Here is a 15087-nt window from a genome sequence, read left to right on the forward strand (position 1 = left end):
TTTGATGATTTCAGGCGTCTATCAGGCTTAACGTGCCTGCAAGCGTCTAGCTTGCCCACTCATTTCGGGCATTGAGTTGACTAGGGAAGTTGCTATTGCATGTGGCGTGAAACCAAAATTCTGCTGATTGATGACGATAGCGTCCGCCGCCGCGATTTGGCGGTGATTTTAAATTTTCTTGGCGAAGAAAATTTACCCTGTGGTAGCCATGACTGGCAGCAGGCGGTCGGCTCTTTGTCATCAAGTCGTGAAGTAATCTGTGTCCTCATCGGGACCGTAAATGCTCCTGGCACTCTTCCGGGTCTGCTAAAGACACTCGCTACCTGGGATGAGTTCCTTCCGGTTTTGTTGATGGGCGATAATTCTTCCGTTGACCTGCCGGAGGACCAGCGTCGCCGGGTGCTTTCCACTCTGGAAATGCCGCCCAGCTACAGCAAGTTGCTGGACTCCCTGCACCGCGCCCAGGTTTATCGCGAGATGTACGACCAGGCCCGTGAGCGCGGTCGTCATCGTGAGCCCAATCTTTTCCGTAGTCTTGTCGGCACCAGTCGGGCGATTCAACACGTGCGCCAGATGATGCAGCAAGTGGCCGACACCGACGCCAGCGTACTGATCCTCGGTGAGTCCGGTACGGGTAAGGAAGTGGTTGCGCGCAACCTGCACTATCACTCCAAGCGTCGCGACGCGCCGTTCGTTCCGGTCAACTGCGGTGCGATCCCGGCCGAGCTTCTGGAAAGCGAGCTGTTCGGCCATGAGAAGGGTGCCTTTACCGGGGCCATCACCAGTCGCGCCGGGCGCTTTGAGCTGGCCAATGGCGGCACGCTGTTCCTTGACGAGATCGGCGATATGCCGCTGCCGATGCAGGTCAAGCTGCTGCGGGTATTGCAAGAGCGCACCTTCGAGCGCGTCGGGAGCAACAAGACCCAGAGCGTTGACGTGCGAATCATTGCCGCGACCCACAAGAATCTCGAAAGCATGATCGAGGTCGGCAGCTTCCGTGAGGATCTGTACTACCGCCTGAATGTCTTCCCGATCGAGATGGCGCCGCTGCGTGAGCGTGTCGAGGACATTCCGTTGCTGATGAACGAGTTGATCTCGCGCATGGAGCACGAGAAGCGCGGTTCCATTCGCTTCAACTCGGCAGCGATCATGTCGCTGTGCCGTCATGGCTGGCCAGGCAACGTTCGTGAGCTGGCCAACCTGGTCGAGCGCATGGCGATCATGCATCCGTACGGGGTGATTGGCGTGGTCGAGTTGCCGAAGAAATTCCGTTATGTCGATGACGAAGACGAGCAACTGGTTGATAGCTTGCGCAGCGATCTTGAAGAGCGGGTAGCCATCAATGGCCATACCCCGGACTTCACTGCGAACGCCATGCTGCCGCCAGAAGGTCTGGACCTGAAAGACTACCTCGGTGGTCTGGAACAAGGCCTGATTCAGCAGGCGCTGGATGATGCCAATGGCATCGTGGCGCGCGCCGCCGAACGCCTGCGTATTCGTCGTACCACACTGGTGGAAAAGATGCGCAAATACGGCATGAGCCGTCGCGAGGGTGACGAACAGGCGGACGATTGACGCCTGTTTTTCAACTCGTTGAATAATGGGTAGTTTTTTTTAGGCATGGGTATTGCTAGTTCCTCGCAACGTTCCGTTTAACTGACGGTCAGCCAAGCGAGAGAGCACGATGCCCCAAGCCGCCCAAATGTCTCCTGCCCCCGACGCGCCCTCTGTAGAGCAGGCAAGTCGACTTGGGCTTGAGCAGGCCTTCGCGCTGTTCAATCAGATGTCGAGCCAACTTACCGACTCCTACAGCATGCTTGAAGCCCGGGTCACCGAGCTCAAGGGCGAGTTGGCGGTGGTCAGTGCTCAGCGCATGCAAGAGCTGGCCGAAAAAGAGCGCCTGGCCAACCGGCTGCAAAACCTTCTCGACTTGTTGCCCGGCGGCGTGATCGTCATTGATGCCCAAGGTATCGTGCGCGAAGCCAATCCGGCCGCGAGCGAGCTGCTGGGATTGCCGCTTGAAGGTGAGTTGTGGCGTCATGTCATTGCGCGCTGCTTTGCCCCGCGTGAAGACGACGGTCATGAAATTTCCCTGAAGGATGGTCGGCGCCTGTCGATTGCCACCCGCTCGCTGGATGCCGAGCCGGGTCAGTTGGTGTTGCTCAACGACCTGACCGAAACCCGGCACTTGCAAGACCAATTGGCTCGCCATGAGCGCTTGTCGTCCCTTGGGCGAATGGTTGCCTCCCTGGCGCATCAGATTCGTACGCCATTGTCTGCGGCATTGCTTTACGCCAGTCATTTGACTGAGCAAGAGCTGCCGGTCGCCACTCAGCAACGGTTTGCCGGGCGATTGAAAGAACGTCTGCATGAGCTGGAGCATCAGGTGCGCGACATGCTGGTGTTTGCTCGCGGCGAGCTGCCGTTGACCGATCGCGTGACGCCCAAGGCGCTCCTGCAAGCGCTGCAAGCGGCCGCATTGACTCATGTTCAGGATTATCCGGTGCGTTGGCAGTGCGACAGCCATGTCGGGGAATTGCTGTGTAATCGCGACACGCTGGTCGGCGCGCTGCTGAACCTGATTGAAAATGCGATTCAGGCCTGTACTGGTGATGTACGCCTGAAAATTCATCTCTACACCCGTGAAAACACCCTTCGACTGTGTGTCAGCGATAACGGCGGCGGTATTGACGCGGCCGTATTGGCGCGCCTGGGTGAGCCATTTTTCACCACCAAAACCACCGGCACCGGTCTTGGCCTGACCGTGGTCAAGGCGGTGGCCCGTGCTCATCAGGGAGAATTGCAGCTGCGCTCGCGGCCGGGCCGCGGCACCTGTGCGGTGGTGGTGTTGCCGTTTTTTTCTGGTAAGCAGCCCAGCGCTCAAGGCGTGGAGTGAGGTTGATGGCAATCAAGGTTCTACTGGTCGAAGATGACCGCGCATTGCGTGAAGCATTGGCCGATACGCTGCTGCTGGCAGGTCATGATTACACTGCGGTGGGCTCGGCTGAGGATGCGCTGAAAGCCGTGGCGAGCGAGTCATTCAATCTGGTGGTCAGTGACGTCAACATGCCGGGCATGGATGGTCATCAGTTGTTGGGCGTGTTGCGTATTCGTCATCCGCAGTTGCCGGTGTTGTTGATGACCGCTCATGGTGCGGTTGAGCGTGCAGTCGATGCGATGCGTCAGGGGGCGGCGGACTATCTGGTCAAGCCATTCGAGCCCAAGGCCTTGCTCGACCTGGTGGCGCGACATGCCCTGGGTTGTCTGGGTGTCGCAGAGGGCCCGGTGGCGTTTGAACCGGCCAGTGCGCAGTTGCTTGAGTTGGCCGCACGTGTCGCGCGCAGTGATTCAACGGTGTTGATCTCTGGCGAGTCGGGCACCGGCAAAGAGGTGCTGGCGCGTTACATTCACCAGCACTCCCACCGCGCCAGTCAGCCATTCATTGCGATCAACTGTGCGGCGATCCCGGACAACATGCTCGAAGCAACCTTGTTCGGCCATGAGAAGGGCTCGTTCACGGGCGCTATTGCGGCCCAGGCGGGCAAGTTCGAGCAGGCTGACGGCGGGACCATTCTGCTCGACGAAATTTCTGAAATGCCCTTGGGTCTTCAGGCCAAGCTGCTACGCGTTTTGCAGGAGCGTGAAGTCGAACGCGTGGGGGGGCGCAAGCCGATTGTGCTGGATATCCGCGTGGTTGCGACCACCAACCGGGATCTGGCGGGCGAAGTGGCGGCGGGGCGCTTTCGTGAAGATCTTTACTATCGCCTGTCGGTATTTCCGCTGGCCTGGCGTCCGTTGCGTGAGCGCACTGCCGATATCTTGCCGCTCGCCGAGCGTTTGCTGGCCAAGCACGTCAATAAAATGAAGCATGCCGCTGCCAGACTCTCGCCTGAGGCTCAGGCTTGCCTGATCGGTTATCCATGGCCGGGCAATGTGCGCGAGCTGGACAACGCCATTCAGCGGGCGCTGATTTTGCAGCAGGGGGGCTTGATTCAGCCGCAGGACTTCTGCCTCGCAGGGCCGGTTGCTTGCGCACCGCTGCCGGTATCGGCACCTGTTCCGATGTCGGCGCGAGTACTTGAGGTCGAGGCGCCCCAGGGCGATTCAGCGGGCGCGCTGGGCGATGATCTGCGGCGTCGCGAGTTTCAGATGATCATCGATACATTGCGTTCCGAGCGCGGCCGGCGTAAGGAAGCGGCCGAGCGTCTGGGTATCAGTCCGCGGACCTTGCGCTACAAATTGGCACAAATGCGCGATGCCGGAATGGATGTCGAGGCCTATTTGTTTGCGACCTGAACCGTATCTGTAGCAGCTGTCGAGCTTGCGAGGCTGCGTTCGGCTGCGAAGCAGTCGTAAATCGGGCGACGAGATTTTCCAGAAAAAACGCGAACGCAGGATCTGCGAGGACTTCGTCCTCGAACGCAGCCTCGCGGGCTCGGCAGCTGCTACGGGGGCGGTGATCCGTGTCGGACTTTTATGAAAGGTCGCCATGGAGCTGGCACCCTTGTTGCTAACACCACTCTATCCGCCGAGTGAGTGTCAAAAAATTGCGGGCCGTCAGAGAGAGTAGACCATGAGCCAGGGAATTGAATTTAATCGGTTGATGTTGGACATGCGGTCCATGCAAATGGACGCCATGGCTCAGCCGAAAGCGGCAGTCGCGGTGCCGGAAATGGGCGGCAGCAGCTTTTCCGACATGCTCGGTCAGGCAGTCAACAAGGTCAACGATACCCAGCAGGCTTCGAGCCAACTGGCCAATGCGTTCGAAATTGGCAAAAGCGGCGTCGACCTGACGGATGTGATGATTTCCTCACAGAAGGCCAGCGTGTCTTTCCAGGCGTTGACCCAAGTGCGTAACAAGCTGGTACAGGCATACCAAGACATCATGCAGATGCCGGTCTAAGGAAGTATTGAGTCATGGCAGAAGCAGTCGCCGATAACGTTCCGGCCAAGGCCAAACCTGCAGACGGAAAACCGCCGTTGTTTGGTCTGTCTTTCCTGGAAAACCTCTCCGAGATGACCATGCTGCGTCAGGTGGGCCTGTTGGTTGGCCTGGCTGCGAGCGTGGCGATCGGTTTTGCCGTGGTGCTGTGGTCTCAGCAACCCGACTATCGGCCGTTGTACGGCAGCCTTGCCGGTTTGGACGCCAAGCAGGTCATGGAAACCCTGGCCGCCGCTGACATTCCCTACACCGTTGAACCCAACTCCGGTGCCTTGCTGGTCAAGGCCGATGATGTAGCGCGTGCGCGGCTCAAGCTCGCCGCTGCGGGTGTCAGTCCCAAGGACGGCAACATCGGTTTTGAAATTCTCGACAAGGACCAGGGGCTGGGGACCAGTCAGTTCATGGAGGCGACCCGTTATCGTCGCGGCCTTGAAGGTGAGCTGGCGCGGACCATTTCCAGCCTGAACAACGTCAAGGGTGCCCGTGTGCACCTGGCCATTCCGAAAAGTTCGGTATTCGTGCGTGACGAGCGCAAGCCAAGCGCATCGGTACTGGTTGAGCTCTATTCCGGTCGATCGCTGGAGCCGGGTCAGGTTCTGGCCATCATCAATCTGGTGGCGACCAGTGTTCCTGAGTTGAGCAAGTCGCAGATCACCGTCGTGGACCAGAAGGGCACCTTGCTCTCCGATCAGGCGGAAAATTCCGAACTGACCATGGCCGGCAAGCAATTCGATTACAGCCGCCGCATGGAAAGCATGCTCACGCAGCGGGTGCACAATATTCTGCAACCGGTACTGGGTACTGATCGCTACAAGGCCGAAGTCTCCGCCGACGTGGACTTCAGTGCGGTCGAGTCGACTTCGGAGCAATTCAACCCGGATCAACCGGCATTGCGCAGCGAGCAGTCGACGACCGAACAGCGCACCGCCAGCAACGGCCCGCAAGGCGTTCCCGGTGCTCTGAGCAATCAGCCGCCTGCGCCTGCCTCCGCACCGCAAACCACCGGTGGCGCGACGGCTTCGGCCGGCATGGTGCAGCCAGGTCAGCCGCTGCTCGATGCCAACGGTCAACAAATCATGGACCCGGCCACCGGTCAGCCGATGCTGGCACCGTATCCGGCGGACAAGCGTCAACAATCCACCAAGAACTTCGAACTCGACCGCTCCATCAGCCATACCAAGCAGCAGCAGGGCCGGTTGAATCGCCTGTCGGTTGCCGTGGTTGTGGATGATCAGGTCAAGGTCAACGCGGCCAACGGTGAAACCACTCGTTCGCCATGGAGCGCCGATGAATTGGCGCGCTTCACCCGTCTGGTCCAGGACGCCGTCGGTTTTGACGCCAGCCGTGGCGACAGCGTCAGCGTGATCAACGTGCCGTTCTCGGCCGAGCGTGGCGAAGTCGTCGCCGATATTCCGTTCTACTCGCAGCCCTGGTTCTGGGATGTGGTGAAACAGGTTCTCGGGGTGTTGTTCATTCTGGTGCTGGTGTTTGGCGTGCTGCGTCCAGTGCTCAACAACATCACCGGTGGCGGCAAAGGCAAGCATCTGGCCGGTATTGGCAGCGATGTCGAGCTCGGTGGCATGGGCGGTCTGGACGGCGAACTGGCCAACGATCGTGTCAGCCTCGGCGGCCCGCAAAGTATTCTGCTGCCTAGCCCGAGCGAAGGCTATGACGCACAGTTGAACGCAATCAAGAGCCTCGTGGCCGAAGACCCGGGTCGTGTGGCTCAGGTCGTGAAAGAGTGGATTAACGCAGATGAGTGATAACCGAGTCGCTATCGCCAAACTCAGCCGGGTCGACAAAGCCGCGATTCTGCTGCTGTCCCTGGGTTCAACCGATGCTGCGCAAGTGCTGCGCCACATGGGACCCAAAGAGGTTCAGCGTGTGGGCGTGGCCATGGCGCAGATGGGCAATGTGCACCGCGAGCAGGTCGAGCAGGTGATGAGCGAGTTCGTCGACATCGTCGGCGATCAGACCAGCCTCGGCGTCGGTTCCGATGACTATGTGCGCAAGATGCTCACCCAGGCGCTGGGCGAAGACAAGGCCAACGGCCTGATCGACCGGATCCTGCTGGGCGGCAACACCAGTGGTCTCGACAGTCTCAAATGGATGGAGCCGCGTGCGGTGGCGGACGTGATCCGTTACGAGCACCCGCAAATCCAGGCAATCGTTGTGGCATACCTGGATCCGGATCAGGCCGGTGAAGTCCTCGGCAACTTCGACCACAAGGTGCGGCTGGACATCATTTTGCGGGTTTCGTCGCTCAATACCGTGCAACCGGCGGCCCTGAAAGAACTGAACCAGATTCTCGAGAAGCAATTCTCCGGCAACTCCAACGCCGCGCGCACCAACCTGGGTGGTATCAAGCGTGCAGCCGATATCATGAACTTCCTCGACAGCTCGATTGAAGGCCAGTTGATGGACTCGATCCGCGAAGTCGACGAAGACCTGTCCGGTCAGATCGAAGACCTCATGTTCGTGTTCAACAACCTGTCCGATGTCGACGACCGCGGCATTCAGGCGCTGTTGCGCGAAGTGTCCTCGGACGTATTGGTGCTGGCCCTCAAGGGCTCGGACGAAGGCGTCAAGGAAAAGATCTTCAAGAACATGTCCAAGCGTGCGGCCGAATTGCTGCGCGACGATCTGGAGGCCAAGGGCCCGGTACGCGTCAGCGACGTGGAAACCGCACAGAAAGAAATCCTCACCATTGCCCGCCGTATGGCCGAAGCCGGAGAAATCGTTCTCGGCGGGAAGGGCGGCGAGGAAATGATTTAACGCCATGGCATCCAAGAGTGATGAGTCGCCCACCGACCTGATCCGTGCGCGTGATGTCCGTGGTTTCGATATCTGGTCGTTGCCCAGCTTCGATCCGTACGTCCCGGAGCCTGAGCCAGAACCGGTGGAAGAACCGCCGGAGATGGAAGAAGTGCCGCTGGATGAAGTCCAGCCACTGACCCTCGAAGAGCTCGAAAGCATTCGCCAGGAAGCCTACAACGAAGGCTTCGCCACGGGCGAGAGAGAAGGTTTTCACAGTGCCACGCTCAAGGTTCGTCAGGAAGCTGACGTGGCCCTGAGCGCGAAGCTCGCCCACCTGGAATTGTTGATGGGCAATTTGTTTGAGCCGATTGCCGAGCAAGATACGCAGATCGAGAAATCCCTGGTCGATCTGGTTCAGCACATCGCCAAACAGGTGATTCAGCGCGAACTGGCCATCGACTCGACGCAAATCGAACACGTCATGCGCGAAGCCCTGAAATTGCTGCCGCTGGGCGTCGGCAATGTCCGTCTGTACATCAATCCGCAGGATTTCGAGCAGGTCAAGGCACTGCGCGAGCGCCATGAAGAGACCTGGCGCATTGTCGAAGACGAAGCCATGCTGCCGGGCGGATGCCGGGTTGAAACCGAGCACAGCCGCATCGACGCAACCGTAGAAACCCGCATCACGCAAATCATGGCCAAGCTGTTCGATCAGTTGCACGATCAGGCGCTGCACCCGGCCGAGGCGGATTTGACGCTCGAACTTCCCGTCTCTGAAAAACCGTCTGCCACACTGCTTGACCCAGAACCGGAAGCCGCTGATGCGCCTTGATCGCACCAGCTTCGGCAAGCGCCTGAGTACGTATGCGCACGCCACCGAGTTGCCCGGTCAACCGATCCTCGAAGGGCGTTTGCTGCGCATGGTGGGCCTGACACTTGAGGCTGAAGGGCTGCGTGCGGCCATGGGCAGCCGCTGCATGGTGATCAACGACGACAGTTATCACCCGGTACAGGTCGAAGCCGAAGTCATGGGTTTCTCCGGCAGCAAGGTGTTTCTGATGCCGGTCGGCAGTGTCGCCGGCATCGCCCCGGGCGCCAGAGTTGTACCCTTGGCCGATACCGGCCGCTTGCCGATGGGCATGAGCATGCTGGGGCGCGTACTCGATGGCGCCGGCCGTGCACTGGACGGCAAGGGCGGGATGAAAGCCGAAGACTGGGTGCCGATGGACGGTCCGACCATCAACCCGCTCAAGCGTGACCCCATCAGCCAGCCACTGGACGTGGGTATTCGCTCCATCAACGGATTATTGACAGTCGGTCGCGGTCAGCGCCTCGGTCTTTTCGCCGGCACCGGTGTCGGCAAGAGTGTGCTGCTGGGCATGATGACCCGCTTCACCGAGGCCGACATCATCGTGGTCGGGCTGATCGGCGAACGGGGTCGCGAGGTCAAGGAGTTCATCGAGCACATCCTGGGTGAAGAGGGGCTCAAGCGCTCTGTGGTGGTGGCGTCCCCGGCGGACGATGCGCCACTGATGCGTTTGCGCGCCGCCATGTATTGCACGCGAATCGCCGAGTATTTTCGCGACAAGGGCAAGAACGTCCTGTTGCTGATGGACTCCCTGACCCGTTTTGCTCAGGCGCAGCGGGAAATCGCCTTGGCCATCGGCGAGCCGCCAGCGACCAAGGGCTACCCGCCGTCGGTATTCGCCAAACTGCCGAAACTGGTGGAGCGCGCCGGTAATGCCGAAGCGGGCGGCGGTTCGATCACCGCGTTTTATACGGTCCTGTCCGAAGGCGACGATCAGCAGGATCCGATTGCTGACGCAGCGCGTGGCGTGCTCGACGGGCACATCGTGTTGTCGCGACGCCTGGCGGAAGAGGGGCACTACCCGGCGATCGACATTGAGGCGTCCATCAGTCGGGTCATGCCGGCGGTGGTCACTGCGGAGCACATGATGCGCGCGCAGTACTTCAAGCAACTCTGGTCGCGTTACCAGCAAAGTCGCGACCTGATCAGCGTCGGCGCCTATGTGGCGGGCGGCGATCGGGAAACCGACCTGGCAATCTCGTTGCAGCCACAATTGGTCAAGTACCTGCGTCAGGGGTTGAACGACAGCATCAGCCTGGGTGAGAGCGAGGCCTATCTTGGCTCGATCTTCGCCCCTGCGGCTGGCGGCTAATACTTCATGACCCAGAGCCGGTCAGCGCGCCTGGCACCCGTGGTCGAGCTGGCTGAAAAGGCCGAAAAAGCGGCCGTCCAGCGCTTGGGGCACTTCCAGGGGCAGGTGCGCTTGGCCGAGAGCAAGCTCGCTGACCTCGAAAATTTCCGCCTCGAGTATCAGGAGCAATGGATCGAACGTGGCAGCCATGGCGTCTCGGGGCAATGGTTGTTGGGGTATCAGGGTTTTCTCGCGCAGTTGGGCACTGCTATCGATCAGCAGCGTCAAAGCCTGGCCTGGCACCAGAACAACTTGAACAAGGCGCGTGAAGCCTGGCAGCAGGCGTTTACCCGGGTTGAAGGGCTGCGCAAACTGGTGCAGCGCTACATCGATGAAGCCCGCCAACTCGAAGACCGGCGCGAGCAGAAGCTGCTCGATGAGCTTTCTCAGCGTTTGCCACGTCAAAGTCCTTACTGATCCGGCATTTGTCCGGTGCAGGTTGCCCATATGCGTGCGGGGTGCTAAACCTTCTACACGTTGCCAATGACAAGGAAGCTGCAACATGGGCGTTGAAGCAGTGATTTCACCGGATGGGAAAAAGCTGACGATCTCGATCAAGGGGCGGTTCGATCTTGGCAGCTATCAGGAGTTTCGTGGGTCCTACGAACATCTCGTCTTTAATCGTGACGACAAGCATTGGCATTTGGCAGAGCACGATCAGGAGCGCCCGCATAACAAGTCGCCGGAGCCGAGTTCGGTGGTGGTCGATCTGAAAGAAACTACCTATCTCGACAGCTCGGCGCTCGGCATGCTGTTGCTGCTGCGCGACCATGCTGGCGGGGACCGCGCCGATATCAGTGTCGTCAACAGCAACTCGGACGTGCGAAAAATCCTCGCGATCTCCAATTTCAACAAGCTTTTCGACATCAGTTGATCGCCATGTCACCACCGCTTGAGCCGCTGACGGTACTGATCGCTGAAGACAGCGCGGCTGATCGCTTGCTGCTGTCGAGTATCGTCCGGCGCCAGGGGCATGAGGTGCTAACGGCGGCCAACGGTGCCGAAGCGGTTGAGCTGTATCAGCAGCAGCGTCCGCAATTGGTGCTGATGGACGCGATGATGCCGGTGATGGATGGTTTCGAAGCCGCGCGGCAGATCAAGCTGTTGGCTGGCGAAACCCTGGTGCCGATCATCTTCCTGACTTCGTTGACGCAAAGCGAGGCCTTGGCGCGTTGCCTGGAGGCGGGTGGTGACGACTTTCTGGCAAAACCCTATAACCAGGTGATATTGGGCGCCAAGATCAAGGCGATGGACCGTTTGCGGCGGTTACAGGCGACAGTGCTGGAGCAGCGCGATCTGATCGCCAGGCACCATAATTACCTGCTCAATGAGCAGCGGGTGGCCAAGGCGGTGTTTGACAAGGTTGCTCACTCCGGTTGTCTGAGCGCGCCCAACATCCGTTATTCACAATCCCCCTATGCACTGTTCAATGGCGATCTGTTGCTGGCGGCGTTCACCCCGGCCGGTGACATGCATGTGTTGCTGGGGGATTTCACCGGTCATGGCTTGCCGGCGGCAGTCGGCGCCATGCCGATGGCGGAAGTATTCTACGGTATGACCGCCAAGGGTTACGGTCTGGCGGAAATGCTGCGTGAGATGAACGCCAAGCTCAAACGTATCCTGCCGGTGGATATGTTCTGTTGCGCGACCCTGTTGTGCCTGAGTTTTCAGCGCCGTTCGGTGGAAGTCTGGAACGGCGGTATGCCCGATGGCTACCTGCGTGACACTGCCAGCGGAAAGCGTACTGCGTTGCAGGCGCGGCATCTGCCGCTGGGTGTGTTGAGCCCGGAAGCCTTTGATGATCGCACCGAGGTGTTCCCGATGGCCCTCGGCGACCGGGTGCTCCTGATGTCGGATGGCGTGATCGATACCTGTGATGCCAACGAGCAGCTGTTTGGTGTCGAGCGGCTACAGCAGGTGTTTGCCGACAACCGCCAGCCGGACCGGCTGTTCGAGGAGATTGAGCAGGCGCTGTGGGATTTCCGTGGCGAGGCGCGTGATGATGTCAGCATGGTTGAGGTCAGCCTGCTCGAAGCCACGCAACTCACACCTCCAGCCATGGTGTATTCCGACAGTGGTCAGTCCTGTCCACTGGACTGGTCGGTGAGTTTCGAGTTTCGCGCGGACACGCTCAAGCGTTTCAACCCGTTGCCTTATCTGTTGCAGTTGTTGCTTGAAGTGCATGGGCTGCGGGCGCAAAGCGGGGCGTTGTACAGTGTGTTGGCCGAGCTCTATTCCAATGCGCTGGAGCATGGTGTATTGGGGCTCGATTCTAGCCTCAAGCGCGATGCGTCCGGGTTCGCGCGCTACTATGAGCAGCGCAATGCGCGCCTGGAAGCGCTTGAGGATGGCTATCTGCGGGTGCATGTGCAGGTATTGCCGCAAGGTGCGGGTGGCTGTCTGGTGGTTGAAGTTGAAGACAGTGGTGCGGGGTTCGACGTGCAGCGGGTAATGGCTCGACCTGTCGACGGCGGTCGCTTGTCGGGTCGTGGGGTGAGTCTGATCCGTCAATTGAGCCGCAACGCCAGTTGGTCGGACAACGGCCGGCGTGCCCACGTGGAGTTTTCCTGGGAGGCTCAGGCATAATCCGCACATTCTTGATCAAGGAGCGAACAAGTGACTGACATTCATCTGGACCACGACGTATTGAGTGCGCTGCAAGAAGTAATGGAAGATGAGTACCCAACGCTTCTGGATACTTTTCTTCAGGACTCCGAAGAGCGTTTGACTCAGCTGCGTAAAACCCAAGACCCTGATCAACTGCTCAGTACCGCCCACAGTTTCAAGGGCAGTAGCAGCAATATGGGCGCCAGGCGCCTGGCTGAGTTGTGCAGTCAGCTGGAGCTGCGAGCCAAGGAAAAACAGATCTTCGGCATCGAAAAGCTGGTCGGAGAAATCGATGGCGAATTCGCGATTGTCCGGCGCCTGTATCGGGAAGAGCGTCAGCGTTTTCATTACTGAAATCGTCATCGGTGCAGGTATTTTTCTGCGTCTGATCAAACTTGGCTCGACCCTTGCAGTTTTGTTTCTCAACTGTACCTACGATCCCAGTGCAGCGGAGACCGTTATGCCCCTCGCCCCGAATATGCTTCTTCAGGCTGCCGCGCAGGCCAAGACTCAGGCTGCGTCTGCCAATGCGCCGACAGTGCCTGCAGAGCCCAGGGATAAGGCCGCAAGCTTTTCTCAGGTCTACGCCAAACAGTCGCAAGCGACGCCTGCGCCAAGCACAGGTGGGGCCGGCAAAACTGCGCGTGACAAAGTAGCGGATACCGCCGGCAAAAAGGTTTCGCCTGATGACAAGTCTGCCGCCTCGCAACCGACGGTTGCCGATAACGGCAAATCCTTGCCCGCCGACACAACCGCGGATACCGGCAATAAGGCCGCAAGCTCCGACGCAAAGGTCACGGATGCTCCGGTGGCTGATAGTGCTCCGGTCGACCCTGCTCTTGATCCAGCGTTAGCGCAGGCGGTGCAGCCGACGCCGACACCAGTGCCGGCGCCAGACCCACAAACACCGCCGGTGGTGACTCAGGCTCAGCCCTTGCCTCAGGTCGACGCGGCGCTGGCGGCCACGGTCACGCCTGCGCCGGCTACGCCCGCGACCACCACTGATCCCTCATTCGATCCTGCATCCGATCCTTTGGACGCGATGCCGACCTTGCGTCTGGCGCTGGAGCAAAGTGGTCACGTGTCGGCCTCCAGCCAATCCCCGGCAAAAACGGCACCGGATCAGACCGATAGCGAGCCGACCGTGGCACAAAACTTTGCCAACGGCATGGCAAGCATGCTGGACGTGCAAACCGGCAAGGACAGCACCAGCCAGGGGGGTGAAAAGTCCTTCAGTGGTTTGATCGATGAGGGGCTCAAGGATCTGAAGTCGGCGACCAGTGACACCCGTGTTGATGATTTTGCCAGTCGTCTGGCGGCGCTGACCCAGGCCGCCACGCCGAAGACCGCAAATGCGCTGCCGGTGAATCAGCCGATCGCCATGCATCAGAGCGGCTGGACGGAGGAAGTGGTCAATCGGGTCATGTACCTGTCGAGTGCCAACCTCAAGGCGGCGGATATTCAGCTTCAGCCCGCGGAATTGGGGCGCCTGGATATTCGGGTGAATATGGTTCCCGATCAACAGACTCAAGTGACCTTCATGAGCGCTCACGTTGGCGTGCGTGAGGCGCTGGACAGTCAGATGCATCGTCTGCGCGACATGTTTGCCCAGCAGGGCATGGGGCAGGTCGACGTCAATGTGTCCGACCAGTCTCGCGGCTGGCAAGGGCAGGGGCAACAGCAGGCTCAGCAGGGGCAGGGCGCACGCAACTCTGCCAGTGGCGGTCGTCTGGATTCGGCCGATGAGGAGCTGCCGGCGAGCGTGGCTGAAGTGGCTGCCAGCACCACCAGCATCATCGGCTCCAGCGCGGTCGACTACTACGCCTGACCGAACGTCAAACCCTGTGGGAGCGAGCCTGCTCGCGATGAGGCCTTAACAGTCGATATCTTTGTGGGCTGTTACACCGCTATCGCGAGCAGGCTCGCTCCCACACTGGTCTTGTAGTGTTTTTTGGATTGCGCTCAATTCCCGCCGTTCCCCCTCCCGACACTTCTGGCATAACACTTGCTCTTGCCTTGCCGTGCAACGGTGAAAACTCGAATAGTGACGGATTATTGGCATGGCGAAGAGCGAAGCAGCAGTGAAAGACCCCGCCGGGAAAGGCAAACTCAAGCTTATTCTCGTGATTGTGCTGGCCGTGCTGCTGGCGATCGGCCTGTCCGTGGGCGCGACCTGGTACTTCATGCACAGCGCTCAGAGCAAGCCTGCGCCTGCGGCCGAAACCGCCAGCAACGTCAAGCCGGCGGCGATTTATGAGCCAATGGCCCCGGCCTTCGTAGCCAACTACAACCAGAATGGCCGTCAACGCTACATGCAGGTGAGCATTACCCTGCAGGCGCGTAATCAGGCGGATCTGGATGCGCTGAAAGTGCATATGCCGGTGATTCGCAACAATCTGGTCATGCTGTTCTCCGGGCAGAATTTCGACACCCTGGCGACTCCGGTCGGTCAGGAAATGCTGCGCCAGAAAGCCACTGCCAGTGTGCAGGAAGTAGCGCAGAAGGAAGTCGGCAAAGTCGTTATCGAGCAGTTGCTCTTTACCAATTTCGTACTGCAGTAGG

Annotated in this window: 13 protein-coding genes and 2 pseudogenes; all 15 read left to right on the forward strand. The window is 59.5% G+C overall.

Features of this window, described 5'->3' with window-relative positions; translation table 11 throughout:
- Positions 1–99 precede the first annotated feature (99 nt).
- The 15 genes and pseudogenes from NTD87_RS23970 (at position 100) to fliL (ending at position 15086) form a co-directional block, all read left to right on the forward strand.
- Entirely contained in the window at positions 100–1575 is a 1476-nt protein-coding gene (locus NTD87_RS23970; protein ID WP_262116671.1) for a sigma-54 dependent transcriptional regulator, read from the forward strand.
- A gap of 109 nt (positions 1576–1684) precedes the next feature.
- Positions 1685–2896: a sensor histidine kinase gene (locus tag NTD87_RS23975; RefSeq protein ID WP_262116672.1), complete on the forward strand. Its 1212-nt coding sequence runs from the start codon at positions 1685–1687 to the stop codon at positions 2894–2896.
- 5 nt (positions 2897–2901) lie between these two features.
- Complete coding sequence (fleR, locus tag NTD87_RS23980; protein ID WP_262116673.1) at positions 2902–4296, forward strand: sigma-54-dependent response regulator transcription factor FleR; 1395 nt, start codon at positions 2902–2904, stop codon at positions 4294–4296.
- Positions 4297–4573: 277 nt separating this feature from the next.
- Positions 4574–4903, forward strand: a complete 330-nt coding sequence (fliE, locus tag NTD87_RS23985) for a flagellar hook-basal body complex protein FliE (RefSeq protein WP_262116674.1) — start codon at positions 4574–4576, stop codon at positions 4901–4903.
- Between the two features lie 14 nt (positions 4904–4917).
- On the forward strand, positions 4918–6705 hold the full coding sequence (gene fliF / locus NTD87_RS23990) for a flagellar basal-body MS-ring/collar protein FliF (RefSeq protein WP_262116675.1): 1788 nt from the start codon (positions 4918–4920) through the stop codon (positions 6703–6705).
- The gene (fliG, locus tag NTD87_RS23995; RefSeq protein WP_262116676.1) at positions 6698–7717 is read left to right on the forward strand and encodes a flagellar motor switch protein FliG; all 1020 of its coding nucleotides are present in this window, start codon (positions 6698–6700) and stop codon (positions 7715–7717) included. The genes fliF and fliG overlap by 8 nt, the downstream gene beginning before the upstream one ends.
- 4 nt (positions 7718–7721) lie before the next feature.
- Entirely contained in the window at positions 7722–8531 is an 810-nt protein-coding gene (gene fliH, locus NTD87_RS24000) for a flagellar assembly protein FliH (RefSeq protein ID WP_262116677.1), read from the forward strand.
- The gene (fliI, locus tag NTD87_RS24005) at positions 8521–9879 is read left to right on the forward strand and encodes a flagellar protein export ATPase FliI (RefSeq protein WP_262116678.1); all 1359 of its coding nucleotides are present in this window, start codon (positions 8521–8523) and stop codon (positions 9877–9879) included. The genes fliH and fliI overlap by 11 nt, the downstream gene beginning before the upstream one ends.
- 6 nt (positions 9880–9885) lie before the next feature.
- Positions 9886–10335: a flagellar export protein FliJ gene (fliJ, locus tag NTD87_RS24010; protein WP_262116679.1), complete on the forward strand. Its 450-nt coding sequence runs from the start codon at positions 9886–9888 to the stop codon at positions 10333–10335.
- 85 nt (positions 10336–10420) lie between these two features.
- Positions 10421–10531 (forward strand): annotated as a pseudogene (locus tag NTD87_RS28175) (anti-anti-sigma factor); the annotation flags it as partial.
- Positions 10520–10792 (forward strand): annotated as a pseudogene (locus tag NTD87_RS24015) (STAS domain-containing protein); the annotation flags it as partial. The pseudogenes NTD87_RS28175 and NTD87_RS24015, both read left to right, overlap by 12 nt.
- Positions 10793–10797: 5 nt before the next feature.
- Complete coding sequence (locus NTD87_RS24020; protein WP_262116681.1) at positions 10798–12504, forward strand: fused response regulator/phosphatase; 1707 nt, start codon at positions 10798–10800, stop codon at positions 12502–12504.
- Positions 12505–12534: 30 nt separating this feature from the next.
- Positions 12535–12879, forward strand: coding sequence for an Hpt domain-containing protein (locus tag NTD87_RS24025; protein WP_262116682.1), 345 nt, complete (start codon positions 12535–12537; stop codon positions 12877–12879).
- A gap of 106 nt (positions 12880–12985) precedes the next feature.
- Positions 12986–14353, forward strand: coding sequence for a flagellar hook-length control protein FliK (locus NTD87_RS24030; protein WP_262116683.1), 1368 nt, complete (start codon positions 12986–12988; stop codon positions 14351–14353).
- Positions 14354–14585: 232 nt separating this feature from the next.
- Entirely contained in the window at positions 14586–15086 is a 501-nt protein-coding gene (fliL, locus tag NTD87_RS24035; RefSeq protein ID WP_262116684.1) for a flagellar basal body-associated protein FliL, read from the forward strand.
- Position 15087 lies beyond the last annotated feature (1 nt).

The sequence above is a fragment of the Pseudomonas sp. 6D_7.1_Bac1 genome, from assembly GCF_025465945.1.
Lineage (GTDB): Bacteria > Pseudomonadota > Gammaproteobacteria > Pseudomonadales > Pseudomonadaceae > Aquipseudomonas.

Coding starts and splice junctions, on each gene's coding strand:
- fliJ (WP_262116679.1), top strand. CDS start 9,886: ATGACCCAGAGCCGGTCAGCGCGCCTGGCACCCGTGGTCGAGCTGGCT.
- fliF (WP_262116675.1), top strand. CDS start 4,918: ATGGCAGAAGCAGTCGCCGATAACGTTCCGGCCAAGGCCAAACCTGCA.
- NTD87_RS23975 (WP_262116672.1), top strand. CDS start 1,685: ATGCCCCAAGCCGCCCAAATGTCTCCTGCCCCCGACGCGCCCTCTGTA.
- fliE (WP_262116674.1), top strand. CDS start 4,574: ATGAGCCAGGGAATTGAATTTAATCGGTTGATGTTGGACATGCGGTCC.
- fliH (WP_262116677.1), top strand. CDS start 7,722: ATGGCATCCAAGAGTGATGAGTCGCCCACCGACCTGATCCGTGCGCGT.
- NTD87_RS24030 (WP_262116683.1), top strand. CDS start 12,986: ATGCCCCTCGCCCCGAATATGCTTCTTCAGGCTGCCGCGCAGGCCAAG.
- fliG (WP_262116676.1), top strand. CDS start 6,698: ATGAGTGATAACCGAGTCGCTATCGCCAAACTCAGCCGGGTCGACAAA.
- NTD87_RS23970 (WP_262116671.1), top strand. CDS start 100: ATGTGGCGTGAAACCAAAATTCTGCTGATTGATGACGATAGCGTCCGC.
- fliL (WP_262116684.1), top strand. CDS start 14,586: ATGGCGAAGAGCGAAGCAGCAGTGAAAGACCCCGCCGGGAAAGGCAAA.
- fliI (WP_262116678.1), top strand. CDS start 8,521: ATGCGCCTTGATCGCACCAGCTTCGGCAAGCGCCTGAGTACGTATGCG.
- NTD87_RS24020 (WP_262116681.1), top strand. CDS start 10,798: ATGTCACCACCGCTTGAGCCGCTGACGGTACTGATCGCTGAAGACAGC.
- fleR (WP_262116673.1), top strand. CDS start 2,902: ATGGCAATCAAGGTTCTACTGGTCGAAGATGACCGCGCATTGCGTGAA.